At 58.5% G+C, this 16,404-nt stretch carries 12 protein-coding genes; 6 read left to right on the top strand and 6 right to left on the bottom strand.

Going from position 1 to position 16,404, the window contains the following annotated elements; translation table 11 throughout:
- Together rdrA and rdrB are read left to right on the top strand one after the other, a co-directional pair.
- Positions 1-2,664, top strand: coding sequence for an antiviral RADAR system adenosine triphosphatase RdrA (gene rdrA, locus HU764_RS20490; protein ID WP_186702542.1), 2,664 nt, complete (start codon positions 1-3; stop codon positions 2,662-2,664).
- Positions 2,661-5,417, top strand: a complete 2,757-nt coding sequence (gene rdrB / locus HU764_RS20485; protein WP_186702543.1) for an antiviral RADAR system adenosine deaminase RdrB — start codon at positions 2,661-2,663, stop codon at positions 5,415-5,417. The genes rdrA and rdrB overlap by 4 nt, the downstream gene beginning before the upstream one ends.
- A gap of 4 nt (positions 5,418-5,421) precedes the next feature.
- Here the strand turns inward: rdrB and HU764_RS20480 are convergent, their stop codons facing one another.
- Both HU764_RS20480 and HU764_RS20475 read right to left on the bottom strand, forming a co-directional pair.
- Positions 5,422-6,804: a heavy metal sensor histidine kinase gene (locus HU764_RS20480; protein ID WP_186702544.1), complete on the bottom strand. Its 1,383-nt coding sequence runs from the start codon at positions 6,802-6,804 to the stop codon at positions 5,422-5,424.
- Positions 6,801-7,475: a heavy metal response regulator transcription factor gene (locus HU764_RS20475; RefSeq protein WP_027594153.1), complete on the bottom strand. Its 675-nt coding sequence runs from the start codon at positions 7,473-7,475 to the stop codon at positions 6,801-6,803. Before HU764_RS20475 ends, HU764_RS20480 begins: the two co-directional genes overlap by 4 nt.
- A 239-nt stretch (positions 7,476-7,714) precedes the next feature.
- On the opposite strand from HU764_RS20475, the gene HU764_RS20470 reads away from it, so the two are divergent.
- The 4 genes from HU764_RS20470 to HU764_RS20455 all read left to right on the top strand — a co-directional run bounded on the left by HU764_RS20470 (position 7,715) and on the right by HU764_RS20455 (position 11,506).
- On the top strand, positions 7,715-7,918 hold the full coding sequence (locus HU764_RS20470; protein ID WP_186677555.1) for a hypothetical protein: 204 nt from the start codon (positions 7,715-7,717) through the stop codon (positions 7,916-7,918).
- Between the two features lie 200 nt (positions 7,919-8,118).
- Positions 8,119-9,282, top strand: a complete 1,164-nt coding sequence (locus HU764_RS20465) for an alpha-xenorhabdolysin family binary toxin subunit A (protein WP_186702545.1) — start codon at positions 8,119-8,121, stop codon at positions 9,280-9,282.
- A 13-nt stretch (positions 9,283-9,295) separates the two neighbouring features.
- Positions 9,296-10,291, top strand: coding sequence for an alpha-xenorhabdolysin family binary toxin subunit B (locus tag HU764_RS20460; protein WP_186702546.1), 996 nt, complete (start codon positions 9,296-9,298; stop codon positions 10,289-10,291).
- Positions 10,292-10,360: 69 nt separating this feature from the next.
- Positions 10,361-11,506 (top strand): alpha-xenorhabdolysin family binary toxin subunit A, encoded by a 1,146-nt coding sequence (locus HU764_RS20455; RefSeq protein WP_186702547.1) that lies wholly within the window; start codon positions 10,361-10,363, stop codon positions 11,504-11,506.
- Positions 11,507-11,509: 3 nt separating this feature from the next.
- Here the strand turns inward: HU764_RS20455 and cmoB are convergent, their stop codons facing one another.
- The 4 genes from cmoB to lon form a co-directional block, all read right to left on the bottom strand.
- Complete coding sequence (gene cmoB, locus HU764_RS20450) at positions 11,510-12,466, bottom strand: tRNA 5-methoxyuridine(34)/uridine 5-oxyacetic acid(34) synthase CmoB (protein WP_186677508.1); 957 nt, start codon at positions 12,464-12,466, stop codon at positions 11,510-11,512.
- A complete protein-coding gene (cmoA, locus tag HU764_RS20445) occupies positions 12,463-13,206 on the bottom strand; it encodes a carboxy-S-adenosyl-L-methionine synthase CmoA (protein ID WP_027594159.1) in 744 nt (247 codons plus the stop codon). Before cmoA ends, cmoB begins: the two co-directional genes overlap by 4 nt.
- A 132-nt stretch (positions 13,207-13,338) precedes the next feature.
- Positions 13,339-13,731: a protease inhibitor I42 family protein gene (locus tag HU764_RS20440; RefSeq protein ID WP_186702548.1), complete on the bottom strand. Its 393-nt coding sequence runs from the start codon at positions 13,729-13,731 to the stop codon at positions 13,339-13,341.
- Positions 13,732-13,839: 108 nt separating this feature from the next.
- Positions 13,840-16,260, bottom strand: a complete 2,421-nt coding sequence (gene lon / locus HU764_RS20435) for an endopeptidase La (protein ID WP_085273573.1) — start codon at positions 16,258-16,260, stop codon at positions 13,840-13,842.
- Positions 16,261-16,404: the final 144 nt, after the last annotated feature.

Raw genomic sequence — 16,404 nt, 5'->3', positions numbered from 1 at the left:
ATGGGCGACCTAAGCCGCCGTTTTATCCCAATTGACCAAGCTGAAAGTGCCTACCAGGCCGACGCACAGAACCTACTTGCCCGGGAAGTTTATGAAGATTTATTGACGTTCATCGGCGAAGCGCAAAATAGATCTAAACTTGCTAGTGCCCAAAATCTTAAACTTGATCAATGCCGACTTCACAGTGCCATACTGCTCGATGGGAAGCGGGGGACTGGAAAAAGTTCAATACTTGTTAACTTGCCAACATATCTTGCGTCTAGTAAAGCGGATTGGATTGCCAGGGTTCACATACTTAAGCCTGTGGATCCCACTTTGCTTGAAGATCATAATGATCTTTTCTTGAATGTCATTGTTGCTGCTGTGCTTTCAGATAAACATATTCAGGCTGCACAAGAAGGGAGTGAGAGACATCGCAAAGAACTCGCGCTTCAATTACAAAGGCTAGGGCACTCGCTCGAAAAAATGCAATCCCAGGATGACACAAAGGGCTTAGATAAACTGCGAGCCTTCATGGGGAATCAGCAGTTGGTAGAAGAGGTGCACAATTTCTTCGAGCTTGCGCTTAAGATCATAGATAAAGATCTTCTAGTGCTGACTATTGATGATGTTGATACCTCGTTGAGTAAAGCGTTTGAAAATCTTGAAATTGTTCGAAGGTATTTGACAACACCCAAGGTGCTGCCAGTAATTAGTGGAGATGGTCGTCTGTATGATGAGTTGACCTGGCGAGACTTCCATGGGCGTATTTTGCAAGATTCCAATTATCGTCGCGCCGATGCCTATGAGCATGCTTACGATTTGGCAACTGAATATCAACGTAAAGTTTTGCCACTCCAATATCGTCTGAGAATGCCTGATGTATCAAGTTATCTTGCTGATCCATTAGTTTTTCTGTTGGATAGAGGGCGCTCGGGGCAGCAGCTTCAGTTGAGAGCATTTAGTGAATGGATTAACGTTTTTTTATCCGGGCCGGTTAATGGTTTGGAAAATAGCAAGTTAGTAGTTCCGTTAGGCTCGATTCGAGCGCTGACGCAGCTAGTATATCGCTGTCGTGAGTTGATTTCGTCCCTGCCTGAACGGTTTTATGATTATCGTGAGAGTGGGGATCTAGCACATTTCTACCAGATGCCAAATATACCACGCGATGTGATTGAGCAGTTTGCGGCGAGCTATGCTGAAATTCGTACTCATCATAAGCGAGAATATCTTCCAGCTTATAGAGTGTTCTTAAATGCGTTTGAGCGTATAGAAGGGGATAGTAATTCGACTTTAAACTTGATGCCTGGTATAGATGAAAGTGCATGGTGCTCTGCACTGCAGAGGCACTTTTATTATGATTCATATGGCGGGCCTGCGTATTTGGTTCTGACCGCAAAAAAGGACTGGGCTGAAAGGCTGGGGGGTATGGAGAGTGTTTTTGAAACCCCTCTGTTTCAGCCGAGAATGCATGAGGCCGCAGAATACAATTCATTTAAAAACCAAGCTGATCTTGAAACTTGGCACCGAGTGCTTAATGGGAAACTCCCGGAAGATTGGATAAAACGTCTGCCGAGTAAATCGATTTTGCCATATCCTGTGCCGGAAGTAGGTGGGAGTTTAGGGCGTATTGGTTGGTCTGCGCGAGGAAGTAGTCCGCGACAGGGCCTGGTGCTAGCGTTGATGCTGCATAGGAATTACTATTCAAGCTCACTTCGTGGCCGCATGGTGGGCGTGGGGCGAATAATAGAGCTAGTAATTTCAAGTCTTTTGCGAGAAGTTGAAGTTGACGAGATTGTTGGGTTATTGTCACGTGCCCCTTTTTACTCTACGGCAGCAGTTGCTGCAACTAAGGTGCGTATTGAAGTCTCGGGCGAAGAGGACTATCTCGAATCTTTTGATGGTCTTTTCAATCTCGGTGATTATGAGGTGGAGATTGAAGAACTTTCGTCGCAAATAAAAGAATGGCGTAAGCGACATGGTTTAGAGACGTTTAGGTTGTCGCCTTGGCTTGTATATAACGTGTTCAATAAAACTTTGAATCAAGCTGGTTTTTTCAATCCGTCATCTAAAAACTCACTTGGTTTGATTGATGTGGTCGAGATTTCGCAAAGTGCTTTTAATAGTTTGTGGGCGGCTTTTGGCAGCTTCGAAAAAGGTCGATTGTTTGGTTTGCCACCACTCGTTGCAACGGTAAATATCGGTGCGCCTAAGTTTTTTGAAAGTACGCAAACTTATACACAAAATATTTTGCCGTTTTATCCTAGGGCGAACTCGACTTTTGGCGTCAAGGAGGGCGATTTTTTAAGTAATGAGTCTGCTTCAGCAAAAGCGGTAGCTTGCTTCGGTAAAGTCACGAAAGCTGTTACGTATTTCTTAGGTGATCACCCACTGCGTGGATTGCTAGCTGTTGTAGCGAGTGAAGTGTTAGCTGAGGGGAAGGCTGAATTACCTAGCGGGCAGCAAGTCTCAGACTGGATTTCTCAACAGTTGGGTATTGAAAGTAATCGTATTAATATAAAAAACATAGAGCAAGGGTTGCGTGAAAAGTTCGATACCTATGATGAGCTAGAGTTTTTCAGTGAGGAGTTTCGCGAACGTTTCCCTAAAGTGCCTGCGGTTTATGAAATGCAAGTGTCATCCGCTATTGAAAGGCTCAAGAAAACCAAGAAGTATAGGTCATGATTAAACGCTCTCTCCTCGAGCTCGCCACAAGTGAGATGTTCACCAGTCCCATTCAAATTGATCTGTTACTGGATTTCCTTAGGGGGAAAGTGAAGTTCGCTCCCGCTGATGATTTCAATAATTGGCACGCGCAGCGTCTTGAGGGACTGGCCAAGTCACTGGACATTAATCACTCGCGACGTTTCCGACGCACCGATCTAGACCACGCTTTCGGCGGCTTGGTGCCGCAGGATATGTTCGAGTCGCCCAAACTGCCGATGTTGGACGCGCTGTTCGATAAGTTGATGGTGCGCAACGGCGACTATTTGCATTATCGCGACGATCAAGTTCAAGCCTACGCAAGATTGGCGGCCGATCTGGATCCCCTCTTGCTCACAGGCTGGCATATGGCTGGCTGGCTATCCAGATATGAGCATCTTAAGCCGTCTGACTTTCGCCGTATCGTTAATGGCCAGCGGCTGTTCCAAGCTCCAGCCAGCATCAGCAATAAGCCGTTCGCCGAGGGTCATGTGCACCTAGGCGGTATCGCGTTTGATAGTGTTGTACTTATAAGCAGCCTGTTCGCGGTGGACAGCGAATCAAGCTCCGACCGGGACACCTTGAGACGCTTGCGCCGTATCTTAGCGCAACTGATCGAGCGGGATCAGGGACAGCATATACCTCGCGACAAGGGTATTATCAAGAAATTGAAAATAGCCAGTGGCGATGAACCGTTTGAACCACCAATGCCCTTGAATTTGTATTGGCACTACTTTCAGTACAGTAGAGGCTCCGATCAGGCTATCGATGGTCCATGGTTGCTCAAAGAGGTAGCCAACGCGTTGAGGCCTCAACCCTCGGGCTCGCCACGTTATGCGGAAGGCTGGGCTTGGTTGGTCATCTGGCTATGGTATAGCTACCGCCATGAAGAAACTCCGCTTACTGTCCGTGTGGCCATATTCTACCTGTTCAGTGAACTGATGAGTCTTCGTAAACAGCTGATCATGGATGGCCAAGGGCTAACTAGGTTTGCCGACGACTATGCGCATGCTTCATTAGCTACGACCGCCAAAAATAGTGGGAACGCCGAGAACATCGCTCGAATGCTTTCTGCTCCTGGCGATCTAGTGGAGTTCAAAGTTTCGTCGAGTATGATCAAGCCTGAGCGTTTCTCGGAAATGGCCATTGCGATAGGAGCGGCTCAAGGGTCTCCTCTACCGGACGAGACGGGAGCCTTTGGATTTCCTGATTATCGCCAGATGGGGCCAGCGCACGAAAAGTACCTTCAAAGCAATGAGCGTTGGCACTTTTGCATGCATTTCTCACGTAGTTCTGCTGGAAGAAGGAAAAATAAGCAAGGGCGTCGATTGACCCCCGAGCACGACGCAAAAAAATGCTGGAAGATTGCCGAAGATTTATTAAGTGCACTCGATTCTGAAAACCATACCGATCACTCGGCATTCTTAGGCGGCGTGAATAACCCCAATTTCCATTTCCAGCCCAGCCGTTGGCTGCGTGGCTTAGATGTCGCGGGTGATGAAAATGCCCTGCGTATTGAATGGTTCTCACCTGTGCTGCGCTGGATACGCACTCATGTCCATGCCCATCGCGAGGGTAACATGGCCACGCCGGGCTTTCACCTGAGTATCCACGCTGGAGAGGATTATGCCCACCCGTTGTCCGGCTTGCGCCATGTCGATGAAACCGTGCGTTTTTGCCAGATGCGCAGCGGCGATCGATTGGGGCATGCGCTAGCTCTGGGAATCCCTCCGCGCGACTGGTGCATCCGCCAGGGCGATATGATTCTAACGGTTGATGAGCATTTAGATAACCTCGTGTGGATGTGGCACTACGCCTGTGAACTAGGCGGTAGAGTAGAGTTGGCCAGCCGTATCATCAGTAGATTGGAACGCCGCATTGCTCGCTTTGCGAGAGTGGTTGGCTGGTGTAACGACCTTGAAGACATGGAGTTGCTGGCACCATTAACAGATGATGGGGAGGTAGCCTTATTGGCAGGTGCTCGGTTAGGGCCTAGCCCTGGTCTATTGTTCCAAGCCTGGCAACTACGGCAAAACTGCCACTTCCAGTTCGAGCAGAATCATCCTCTCGCGGCACCTGAGCACAAGCTGACCATCGCGGTGCCAGATTATGACTACTTGGCCCGAGGGAAAAATTCGCTGATTGGCGGCCAAAATGTTGCATCGGCCGTGGGCTTGTATTTACTACGCCATATGCTGATTAGAGCGGGGCGGACCAAGCCGCCGCGCACGGTAATTGTCGAGGTGGCGGGCGATGGTAAAGGTCCCCGATTGCATGAGTGTCATGACGGGGGGGAGGATATGCCGTTGCGTGACATAGATACTCTGGAAGAACTAGAGTTCATGCATGCCATTCAAGACTATTTATTGGACAACTATGACCGTAAAGGCCTAATTATCGAAACCAACCCTACCTCAAACGTATACATTGCTCGTCTTGAGCACCACGGTGAGCATCCGATCTTTCGTTGGAGTCCTCCCGATGATAGAGAGCTACACGCAGGTGGCGAGTTCAATCGTTATGGGCTGCGCAGAGGACCGATGCGCGTGCTGATAAATACCGATGACCCAGGAGTCATGCCTACTACGCTTCGCACTGAGTTCGAGCTTATGCGCGAGGCTGCTATTGATTTGGGCTATTCACGCACAGTTGCCGAGGATTGGCTTGAACGCTTGCGTCAATTTGGTGTCGATCAGTTCCATCGAAACCACCACCAGGTGTTTACCTCAATCTGATATCTCAGGGGCATTTGAATATCAAAGTAAAGCATGTCGGGCCTTCAGGTCGGCTGCTTACTTCGACTTTTCCACCATGCAACTGCATGATCGACTTCACGATCGCCAGCCCCAACCCGGTGCCCCCCTCAAGCCGAGAGCGCCCAGCGCCCACGCGATAGAAACGCTCGAACAACTGCGGCTGATGCTCTGCGCCAATCCCTACGCCCTCATTTTCCACCCAGACCCTGACATCGCTTGCGTGGCGCTCGATACCGAGGTCGATGCGCGTGCCTACCGGCGCATGCCGAATGGCATTGCTCAACAGGTTCGACAACGCACGCTGGAACATCAGCCGATCACCCAAGGCCGTACCCCAGCCTTGAAGGTGAAGCTCAATGTCCTTGAGCTCCGCGCTGATGGCAAACAGCTCCACCACCTGTGCAGCCTCATCGGCCAGCGCCAGGGGCTTGAGCGCCACCTGCGCCTGAGGCTGGCTAACCTGGGCGAGAAACAGCATGTCGTTGATGATGCGGTTGAGCCGGGTCAGCTCTTCGATGCTGTCCTCCAGCACTTCCCGGTAGTTGGCGTTGTCGCGCTCGCGGCTGAGGGTGACTTGGGCCTTGCCCATCAGGTTGCTTAGCGGCGTGCGTAGCTCATGGGCAAGGTCGTCGGAAAACTGCGACAACTGTTGCACGCCTAGGTCGAGCCGGTCGAGCATCACGTTGATGGCCCTGGCCAGCTCGCCCAGCTCTTGTGGCAGACCTCTGTCGGGCAGGCGGTGGCTGAGGTCCTGGGCCGAAACCTGGCCGGCCACCCGGCGAAAATGGCGCAAGGGTTTCAGGCTGCGTTGCACCAGTTTCCAGGCGCAGATGCCGATCAGTATCAACAGCAAGGGCAGGGCGATCAGGGTCGAGTGCAGGTAGGCCTGGAGCAGGGCGTTGTCGTCGGCGCGGTCGAGCGTCATCATCACCCGTACTGGTGTCTCGTCGCGCAAGCGCATCTGGCGTGTCGCAGTGAGCATTTGGTTACCGCGGCTGTCGCGCCATACGTGAAACGTCAGCCGGGCGCCGGTCGCCAGCGCGCCCACGCTCGACTCCAGGGCTGGGCCCAGGCTGAGCAGGTGCGGGTGGCGGCCCTCGAGCGCGAGCACGCTGAGGCTAAGGTTGTCGTGCCCCATGACCAGGTCGAGCAGGGGGTGGGCGCGGCTGCCCAGGTCCTCGCTGCGCAGGTCGACACGCAGGTTATGTTCCACCTGCAACATCTTGCGCGCGAGGTCCTTGCGCGCGCGGCTGTCGAGCTCGTGATCGAGCGCCAACACCGCCAGGCAGGCCAGTAGTAGCACTAGCAGGGCGCCCATCAGGGTCACGCTCAGGCCTAGGCGCAACGACAGGCTGGCAGTCTTCAATGGCGCGCCTCGAGCACATAGCCGACACCGCGCAGGGTATGGATCAACTTGTCTTCGAAGGGGTCGTCGATCTTCGCCCGCAGGCGCCGGATGGAAACCTCGACGACATTGGTGTCACAGTCGAAATTCATATCCCAGACCAGCGAGATGATCTGCGTGCGCGACAGCACTTCGCCGCTCTGGCGCATCAGCAGGTGCAGCAGGGAAAACTCCTTGGCGGTCAGGTCGATGCGCTTGGCGCCGCGCCAGGCCCGATGCCGGCCTGGGTCGAGTTCGAGGTCGGCGACCCGCAGGGTGGTGGGTTGCAGCGGCTGCTCGTTGCGCCGCAGTAGGCTGCGGATGCGCGCCAACAGCTCGGGGAATTCGAACGGCTTGAGCAGGTAGTCATCGGCGCCCAGGTCGAGGCCCTTGACCCGGTCCGCCAGGCGACCGTGGGCGGTGAGCATCATGATCCGCGTGGCGGATTCGGCGCGCAGCCGCTGGAGCACGCTCCAGCCGTCCAGCTCGGGCAAATTGACGTCGAGGATCACCAGGTCGTAGGCCTGTTGACGGGCCAAGTGCAGGCCGTCGATGCCGGTGTGGGCGCAATCGACCACGTAGCCGTTCTCACGCAGCCCCTGCTGCAGGTAATCGGCGGTGCGCAGTTCGTCCTCGATGATCAGTAGACGCATGATAGGGCTCGGTTGAATGAAAGACGGCGATTCTCGGCCCTGTAGCGGGAACAGGGTCAAGCGCCGGAATGTTACGCCATGCGGGCGCCGGACATCGCTGGATAACAGATTTGTAATCATGTCGCCATGTGCCGGACAGCTGCCGCCCAGCTTGCAGGACTGTAATGTGCGCCTCACCTTGGTGTTAGCTGGCGTGCCCCAGGATGGCCTCATCTGAACCACTCGATGAGGTAACCCTGATGAACCTGACTCGGTATGTGTTGTGGGTGCTACTGGCGCTGGGCAGCACCAGCGCGCTGGCGGAGGGCGGCGCAGAACGCTCGCGGCAGTTCTGGGAGGCGTTCCGCGAAGACCAGCAACGCCTGCATGGCCAGCCGGACCAGGCGCTGGCGGAACGCCAGCGCAAAACCCAGCAAACCACCGAGAAGCTGGCCAAGGACTGACTTCGACCTCCGCCTTTGCGTGCTCCCGCAACGACGGTTCGTTTGGCGCCCCAGGTGGGCGCCTGTTTTGCGTGTGCCAGGCGCAACGCCCGGTGCACCGCTGCAAATGGCGGAAAAACTGCCCGCTGCTGTGCGTCCTGTCGCTGCCTTAGCGTGGTCGGACCAAGCCTTCCCAGGGCTTGATTCGAGGAGACACGACCATGAGTACACAAACGGCTGAGTACGATCAGCTACAGGCGGATGCGGCAAAGACACCGGCCAAGCTGATCCAGGCCATGGCCGAGCGCGATGGTGAGGATGAAGGCGGGCTGACCCTCAGCCGCGAGCACATCATCACCCTCAATCGGTATGTCAATTTTGTTTTCGGCCTGCCATCGACCCCCGACAACCTGCAGCGCTGGCTGGGCTACACGCAGATCGACGAACCCGAACTGGCCCCCGCCGGCATGACCGCGCTGTTCGATGCGTTGCGTGGCCATGCGCGCAGCTGGGGCCCGCTTTCCGACAGCAACAAGAAGCTCGCCAGCGAACTGGCCTCCACGGCCGCGTCGATCAACGCTGCCGGGGAAACAATCGTCGATGAGTGCCGGCAGATTCGCGCGTTGGGCTCCGACATCAAGGCGTGGGACAAGGTCGTGCTGGGTACCCCGGTGAAACTGGACCGTGCCGACCAGCGGGCGGTTTCGTCGCTGGTCGATTACCTGCAGATCCTTCAGGAGGATGTGCAGCGCTACGCGGTGCGGGTCGCCACCGTGCGCGGCGAAACCGAGACGTTCCGCGACGCCGCGCGCTTCAAGCTGATCCCGGCGGTGAAGCAGAAGGGGCAAGCGGTCGAGCGCACCAAGGGTGATGGTGAGGTGGAGCGCCTGCGCGTGAAGCTCAAGGAGCTGGACGACGATATCGCTGGCTTGAGCAAAGAGTATGACCAGTACGTCAAGCAGGCGCTCAGCGGCCTGGCCGCAGGGCCGATCGGCGCGGTGATCACCGGCGGCATCTACGGGAGCAGGGCCGAGAAGGTTCGCAAGGAGCGCAAGCGTCGCCAGGCAGAGCGGCGTGCTACCAGCGAGCAACTGCGCGTACGGGTGAATTTGGAAGGCCGCATGGAAGAGATGGCGACCTTCGTCGACGAGCTCGATACCCGCTTGCAGGACGTGGTGACTGCGGCGTCCCACCTGCAGACCGCCTGGGAAATCGTCGGCGCGTACATCGACGCGTCGATCGGCAAGCTCGAACAGATCTCCGACAACCGCGCCTTGGCCAGGTTTGTCATTTATTTCCGGCAGTTCCTGGCGCAGTGGATACAGATCGAAAAGACCTCCCTGCAACTGACCCGCATTTTCGACGACGCCGCTTCGGCCCACTAACAGGTGAACGACCATGAATGACAATATCAGTGTGCTGCATACCCGCGCCAATCCGCCTGAATTGGGCAGCGTGTTGGGTGCAACGCGAAGCTTCACCGAAGCCTGGCAGCGCGGCGAGTTGAAATTTCAGCCGGTGATCCACGAGTCGCTGGAGCGCCACATGAAGCTGTTCATCAACTGCGCCGAGGTGATGGCGCGCAACGCCCAGCGCGTTGTCGCGGAGATCGCCAACGATCCACTGCGCGATATCCTCGACGCCCTGGAGGATGGCGATGATGAGGATGTGCTGGCAATTGCTGGAGAAGTCGCCAACACGGTGAAGTCTCTGTTGGCCACCCAGGTGGCCCACCTGGGCAAGGAACAGCAGGCGCTGGCCACCCTGGCTGCGCCCGCTTGGTCCCGTGACGAACAGCGGCTGCTCAAGCAACAGCAGGATCAGGCCAACCTGCACACCCAGGTAAGCGCCGAGCATGATCGCGAGAAGCACAGCCAGTCGGCGATCGAGCAGGCCATTGCCACCCTGGAGGCCCAGGGCCTGCAGACCCGCTTCGGCGGTGTCGTACCTTCGGCGCAAGACCTGGCCAAACTGGCCGTACCTGGCGCCGAAGCCGCGGCGATGGCCGACGCCGTGAACACGGCGGTGGAGCAGCTGCAAACCCTGCTCGGCGATGTCGTCGAAGGCATGCGCTACGCCCAGTTGCAGCAAGAGCGGCGGGCTGCCCGCGAGAGGGTGGCGAACCTGGCGCGGCAAGTGCGCGAACTCGATCAGCGTCAGCAGGTGGTGAGCGCGCAACTGGCGGCACTGCTAACGATGCCGCGTTTGCATGAGCAACGCATCGAGTGGGACGCCGGCATCAATGTCGTGCGCCAGGCCCTGGCCAACTTCGTGCCGCGAATAGGCACTGCGGCCCCCAGCAACGTTGCGCAGGTGCAAGCCCTGGACGACACCTTCAAGCAACTGCTGGCCTATCAGCGACAACTGCTCGAGCAGCACCGTCGCGGGCTGTAACGGATCAGGCCGACCGTGCTCATCAGGCGCGGTCGGCTGCGCCATATCCAAGTGGATGAGAGTCGAACAATGAATCCCCGGACATTGAGTTTCCAAGAGCAGCAACAAAAGGCGATTGTCCTGCCTGGCGCCTTGATTGGCGCCATGGACGACCGTGACGGACAGGGCCGGGCGGGCCTGATCCTGACCCGTGAATCACGCCAGACCCTCAGCGACTACAGCCTGCGCATGCTGGCGCTGCCGGGCGATCGCACGCAGACCTTGCGCTGGCTTGGCTACACCAGCATTTCCGAGCCAGAGTTGACGCCTGATCGTATGCTCGCCATGTTCAAGCGGTTGCGGGCGCACGGGCAAAGCTGGAGCCATCTGGAGCGCAGCACCCAGGCGGTCACCCTTCAGCTCAATGCGCACGCCAGCCAGGTCGAGGATTGCGGTGCCGAGGTCGTGCAACTGGTCGCGCGCACACGTGCGCTGGGGCCCAATCGACCTTCGTGGGACAACCTGCGCGAGGCGCCCGATGTACCGCTCGATGAGCATGACCGCACGTTGATCAGTTCGATGGCTGACCGGCTGATGGGCTTGCATGCCCTGATCGACGACTTTGACCTGCAACTGGATGGCGTGCGGCTGGGCTTCGAGCGCTTTCGCGACGAGGCGCGCTTCAAGCTGCGCCCAGAAGTGGTCGAGAAGTGCCGAGCGGCAGCGCGCTTTTCACAGGCCCCGGATGGCGAAAACCTGGCCTGGGAACTGGCCAGCCTGGATGAGGACATCAAAGCGGTGCGAAGTGAGTATGAGCGTTACTCCAGGCAATCCTCGCTCGGCTGGGTCGGCGGCCCTTTCGGCGCATTGATCGGTAATTCGATCTATGGCGCCAAAGCCAAGTCAGCGCGCGCCGAGCTTCGTCGCCTGGAGCATCGGCGCAGCGCCGTCAGCCAGCAGTTGAGCGAATTTCGTCAGGTGGAAGGGCGCGTACAGAAGGTGAACTCCACCATGGGCGAGCTGGAGTTGGACCTGTGGGATGTGGTGCTTGCGGCGGGTCACCTGCACACGGCCTGGCAAACCATCGAGGCCTACCTGGAAAGCGCGGCAGGCCACCTGGGCAAGATGAACACCCGCCAGCAACTGGCGGTGTTCATTTACTACTTCAGGCAGTTTCTCGCCCAGTGGGCAGGGATCCGCGAACATTCCCGGGAGATGGCAAAGATCTTCAACTAGGCGCTACTTGCGCGCCACGATCGTCGCCCGCCGTGGCGCGGGCAGGCCTTCGATGGTCAGGCTTTGGTCATTGGGGTCGAGGAAGTCGCTCAGCGACTGGTAGCGCATCCAGTCGGTGCTGCGCTGTTCTTCGATGCTGGTGACGCTGACATCGACGCAGCGTACATCGCTGAAGCCGGCACGGCGCAACCAGCGTTCTAGGGCGGGTACCGAGGGCAGGTACCAGACGTTGCGCATTTGTGCGTAGCGGTCTTCTGGGACCAGCACCTGTTGCTCGTCGCCTTCGACCACCAACGTCTCCAGCACCAGCTCGCCGCCTTTGACCAGGCAATCCTTGAGCGCCAGCAGGTGCTCTATGGGGGAGCGGCGGTGGTAGAACACGCCCATGGAGAACACCGTGTCGAACCCTTCAAGGTTGGCTGGCAAATCTTCGAGGGCGAACGGCAAGTGCCAGGCTGGCAGGTCGGGCAAGTACTGCTGCACCGCCTGGAACTGGCAGAAGAACAGCCAGTTGGGGTCGACCCCGACCACCATATCGGCACCGGCGCCGAGCATGCGCCATTGGTAATAACCGTTGCCGCAGCCGACATCGAGCACGCGCTTGCCCTTGAGGTCCAGGTGCGGGCTGACCCGCGACCACTTCCAGTCCGAGCGCCATTCGGTGTCCACGTGCACGCCGAACAGGTCGAACGGCCCTTTGCGCCAGGGCGACAAGCCCATCAGCGCCTCACGCATTTGCGCGCGGGTGGCATCGTCGCAGTCACAATCCAGGCGCAGCCCGTTGACCAGGTCGATTTCGCTGGGTTGCAGGGCGGGAAGCGCATCCAGCGCGCCGCGCCAGCGATCGAGGTCACCGTGGCCTTTTTCCAGTTTGGCTTCCAGTTGCGCTTGCAGGCCTTGTGACCAGGAAGCCAGGGGGGTGCCCGCCAGGCGGCGGACCAGAGGGGACAGATCGATCATGGCAGGGCTATCAGCGAGGCGAAGTTGAGGCATTGGAACCACGGTACGACCTTGGAGAAACCCGCAGCGCGCAGGCGCGCCTTGTGCGCATCCAGGGTGTCGGGCTTCATCACGTTCTCGATGGCACTGCGCTTCTGGGCAATTTCCAGTTCGCTGTAGCCGTTGGCCCGTTTGAAGTCCAGGTGCAGTTCATTCAGCAGGTTTTGCTCGTCATCGTCGGCGAAACGCAGTTTTTCCGAGAGGATCAGCGCGCCGCCCGGTAGCAGGGCCTGGCGGATACGGCCGAGCAACTCAAGGCGTTGGTCGGGTGCGATGAATTGCAGGGTGAAGTTCATCGCCACTACCGAGGCCGGCTCGAAGGGCAGGGCGAGAATATCGGCTTCCAGCACGTTGACCGGCAGCAGCTCCTGGAACATCGAGTCCTGCGCGGTGAGGTACTGGCGGCAGCGCTCGACCATCGCAGCGGAGTTGTCCACGGCGATTACACGGCAACCGTCGCTGCGTACATGACGGCGCAACGACTGGGTGACAGCGCCCAGTGAGGCACCCAGGTCGTACAGCGTACTGTTCGGCTGGGCGAAGCGTGCGGCCAGCACGCCGAGGTTTTCGACGATGGTCGGGTAGCCTGGCACCGAACGCTTGATCATGTCCGGGAACACGCGCACCACGTCTTCGTTGAAGGCGAAGTCGGGTACCTGCTCCAGAGGTTGGGCGAAGAGGCGGTCGGGTTGTTTGCTCACTGCGGGCTCGATACGGGGTGAAACGGAGACGCATTTTAGCCAAAGGCGGAGCATCTTGCCATGGCAGTGCTTCGGGGCCAGTGCACGTACCAGCAGGTAGTCAAGGTTGCCAGCGACGGGCGTTAAGCGCGGTCAGCGGACGATGACCTTGCACTCGAAGCTCTGCACCGGTGCTACTTCAGCCTCCCAGGGGCGTTGATACACCAGCACCAGGTGGGCTTCTCCGGCACTGCTGGCAAGGTAGCGCCAGGTGGACGAGCCAGCACTGCCGACCACGTCGGTGTCATCGGGGGCACTGTAGACCTCGGGGCCGAGGCTTTTCAGGATGCTTGCGGCAGGGTTCTCAATGCGCCAGCGGTAGCCCGTTGAGGGGTTTCCTGGAAGGGTCAGGGTCAGTGCCTGGCCCACCTTCAGACGCTGGGGGCATTCGCTTTCGGCGTCCAGTTCGACGGTTTGCAGGGGGTGCTGGGCGCAGGCAGCAAGCAGGGTAAGGCTCAGAGGAACGAGCAGACGAGGGGCGGTCATGTTGGCTCCGTGGGCTGGCGATGACCTGAGGATAACCGAAGCACGTGCAAATTTGTGCCACCGGTACAGGCCTGTTCACGGCGAATGCCGCAAACAGGCCAGGACTGATCAGAACAGCACTTTCGCCACGTCGGCAAAGCGCTTGGCAAAATGCACCGTCAGCCCTTCACGCAGGTAGTCTGGCAATTCTTCGAAGTCGCCGCGATTGGCCTCGGGCAGGATCAGCTCGAAGATCTTCTGCCGCTTGGCGGCAATCACCTTCTCACGCACCCCGCCAATGGGCAGCACCTGGCCGGTCAGGGTCAGTTCACCGGTCATGGCCACGCCCTTTTTCGGCGCCTGGTCCCGCGCCAGTGACAGCAGCGCGCTGGCCATGGTCACCCCCGCGCTTGGGCCGTCCTTGGGCGTAGCACCCTCTGGCACGTGCAGGTGGATGAACGCCTCGTTGAAGTAGCCTGGGTCACCGCCAAACTGCTTGAGGTTGGAGCTGACGTAGCTGTAGGCGATCTCGGCGGACTCTTTCATCACATCCCCCAGTTTGCCGGTCAGCTTGAAGCCGCGGCTGAGGGTATGAATGCGGGTGGCCTCAATCGGCAGCGTGGCGCCGCCCATGCTGGTCCAGGCCAAACCCGTTATCACGCCTTTGCCGGCCAGCACCTGCTCGCTGCGGAATACCGGCATGCCGAGCGCGGCCTCCAGGTCTTTGCTGCCAATCTTGAGCTTGGCATCCGGGTCCTCCAGCAACTTGACCACGGCTTTGCGCACCAGTTTGCCCAGTTGCTTCTCCAACTGCCGCACCCCAGCCTCACGGGCATAGCCCTCAATCACGGTGCGCAGTGCGCTGTCAGTGATGCTCAGGCTGGTCTTGGCCACGCCGGCCTTGTCCAGCTGCTTGGGCCACAGGTGGCGCTTGGCGATGGCCAGCTTTTCTTCGGTGATGTAGCCGGAGAGGCGGATCACTTCCATGCGGTCGAGCAACGGCCCGGGGATTGAGTCGAGGGTGTTGGCGGTGCAGACGAACAGCACCTTGGACAGGTCCAGGCGCAGGTCCAAGTAGTGGTCAAGGAAGTCGACGTTCTGCTCGGGGTCGAGGGTTTCCAGCAGCGCGGAAGCCGGGTCGCCCTGGTAGCTCTGGCCCATCTTGTCGATCTCGTCGAGCATGATCACCGGGTTCATCACTTCGACGTCTTTCAGCGCCTGCACCAGCTTGCCCGGTTGGGCGCCGATGTAGGTGCGGCGGTGGCCCTTGATTTCCGCTTCGTCGCGCATACCGCCGACGCTGAAGCGGTAGAACGGCCTGCCGAGCGATTCGGCAATGGACTTGCCAATACTGGTCTTGCCCACACCTGGCGGGCCCACCAGCAGCACGATCGAGCCGCTGATCTCGCCTTTCCAGGCGCCCACGGCGAGGAATTCGAGGATGCGTTCCTTGATGTCATCAAGGCCGGCGTGGTGCTGGTCGAGCACCTTGCGCGCGTGCTTGAGGTCGAGCTTGTCTTTGCCGTAAACGCCCCACGGCAGGGCGGTGGCCCAGTCGAGGTAGTTGCGGGTCACGGCGTATTCCGGCGAGCCGGTCTCGAGGATCGCCAGCTTGCCCATTTCTTCGTCGATGCGCTTCTGCGCCTGGGCGGGCAAGGTCTTGCCCTCAAGGCGCTGCTCGAACTGTTCGAGGTCGGCGCTGCGGTCGTCCTTGGTCAGGCCCAGCTCCTGCTGGATGACCTTGAGCTGCTCCTTGAGGAAGAACTCGCGCTGGTGCTCGCCGATCTGGCGGTTGACCTCGGCCGAGATCTCGTTCTGCAGGCGCGCCACTTCGACCTCTTTGCGCAGCATCGGCAGGACTTTTTCCATGCGTTTGAGCATGGGCACGCAATCGAGCACTTCTTGCAGCTGGCTGCCGGTGGCCGACGTAAGGGCCGCGGCAAAATCGGTCAGCGGTGACGGGTCGTTGGGGCTGAAGCGGTTGAGGTAATTTTTCAGCTCTTCGCTGTACAGCGGGTTGAGCGGCAGCAGCTCTTTGATCGCATTGATCAGCGCCATGCCGTAGGCCTTGACCTCGTCGGTAGGCTCGGTGGGTTGGCGTGGGTATTCCACTTCGACCAGGTAGGGCGGGCGATGGTGCTTGAGCCAGGTACGGATGCGCACCCGGGTCAGGCCCTGGGCCACGAACTGCAGCTTGCCGTTCTCACGGCTGGCGTGGTGCACCTTGACCAGGGTGCCGTACTCCGGCAGGGCGGAGGTGTCGAAATGGCGGTGGTCTTCGGGCGGGGTGTCCATGAAGAACAGCGCCAGGCAGTGGTCGGGTGACTTGGCGACCAGGTCGAGGGTTTCTGCCCAGGGCTCTTCATTGACGATCACGGGCAATACTTGTGCCGGGAAGAACGGGCGGTTGTGAATCGGGATCACATAGACCTTGTCCGGCAGCTGCTGGCCGGGCAGGGCGAGGGCGTGGCCGGGGGCGGCCTGGGTGTCGGTGTGCTCGACTTCGCTGTGTTCGTCGGGGTGTTCGGGGAAATCCTGCTGGTTGCTCATGGGGCACCTGCGTGAATGACTATGGTGCTTAGATGGGGCGCGGGGGGATGGGTTTCAAGCTTTGCGTTAGAAGCTGCAAGCGGCAAAAAAAAAACGGGGCCCTGCAGGCCCCGCTTTCTCTTGTGGCTTGTAGCTTGCCGCTAG

The sequence above is a fragment of the Pseudomonas kermanshahensis genome (assembly GCF_014269205.2).
GTDB lineage: Bacteria > Pseudomonadota > Gammaproteobacteria > Pseudomonadales > Pseudomonadaceae > Aquipseudomonas > Aquipseudomonas kermanshahensis.
Note: the sequence above shows the minus strand (reverse complement) of the source record. Positions and strands in the feature narration are given on the sequence as shown.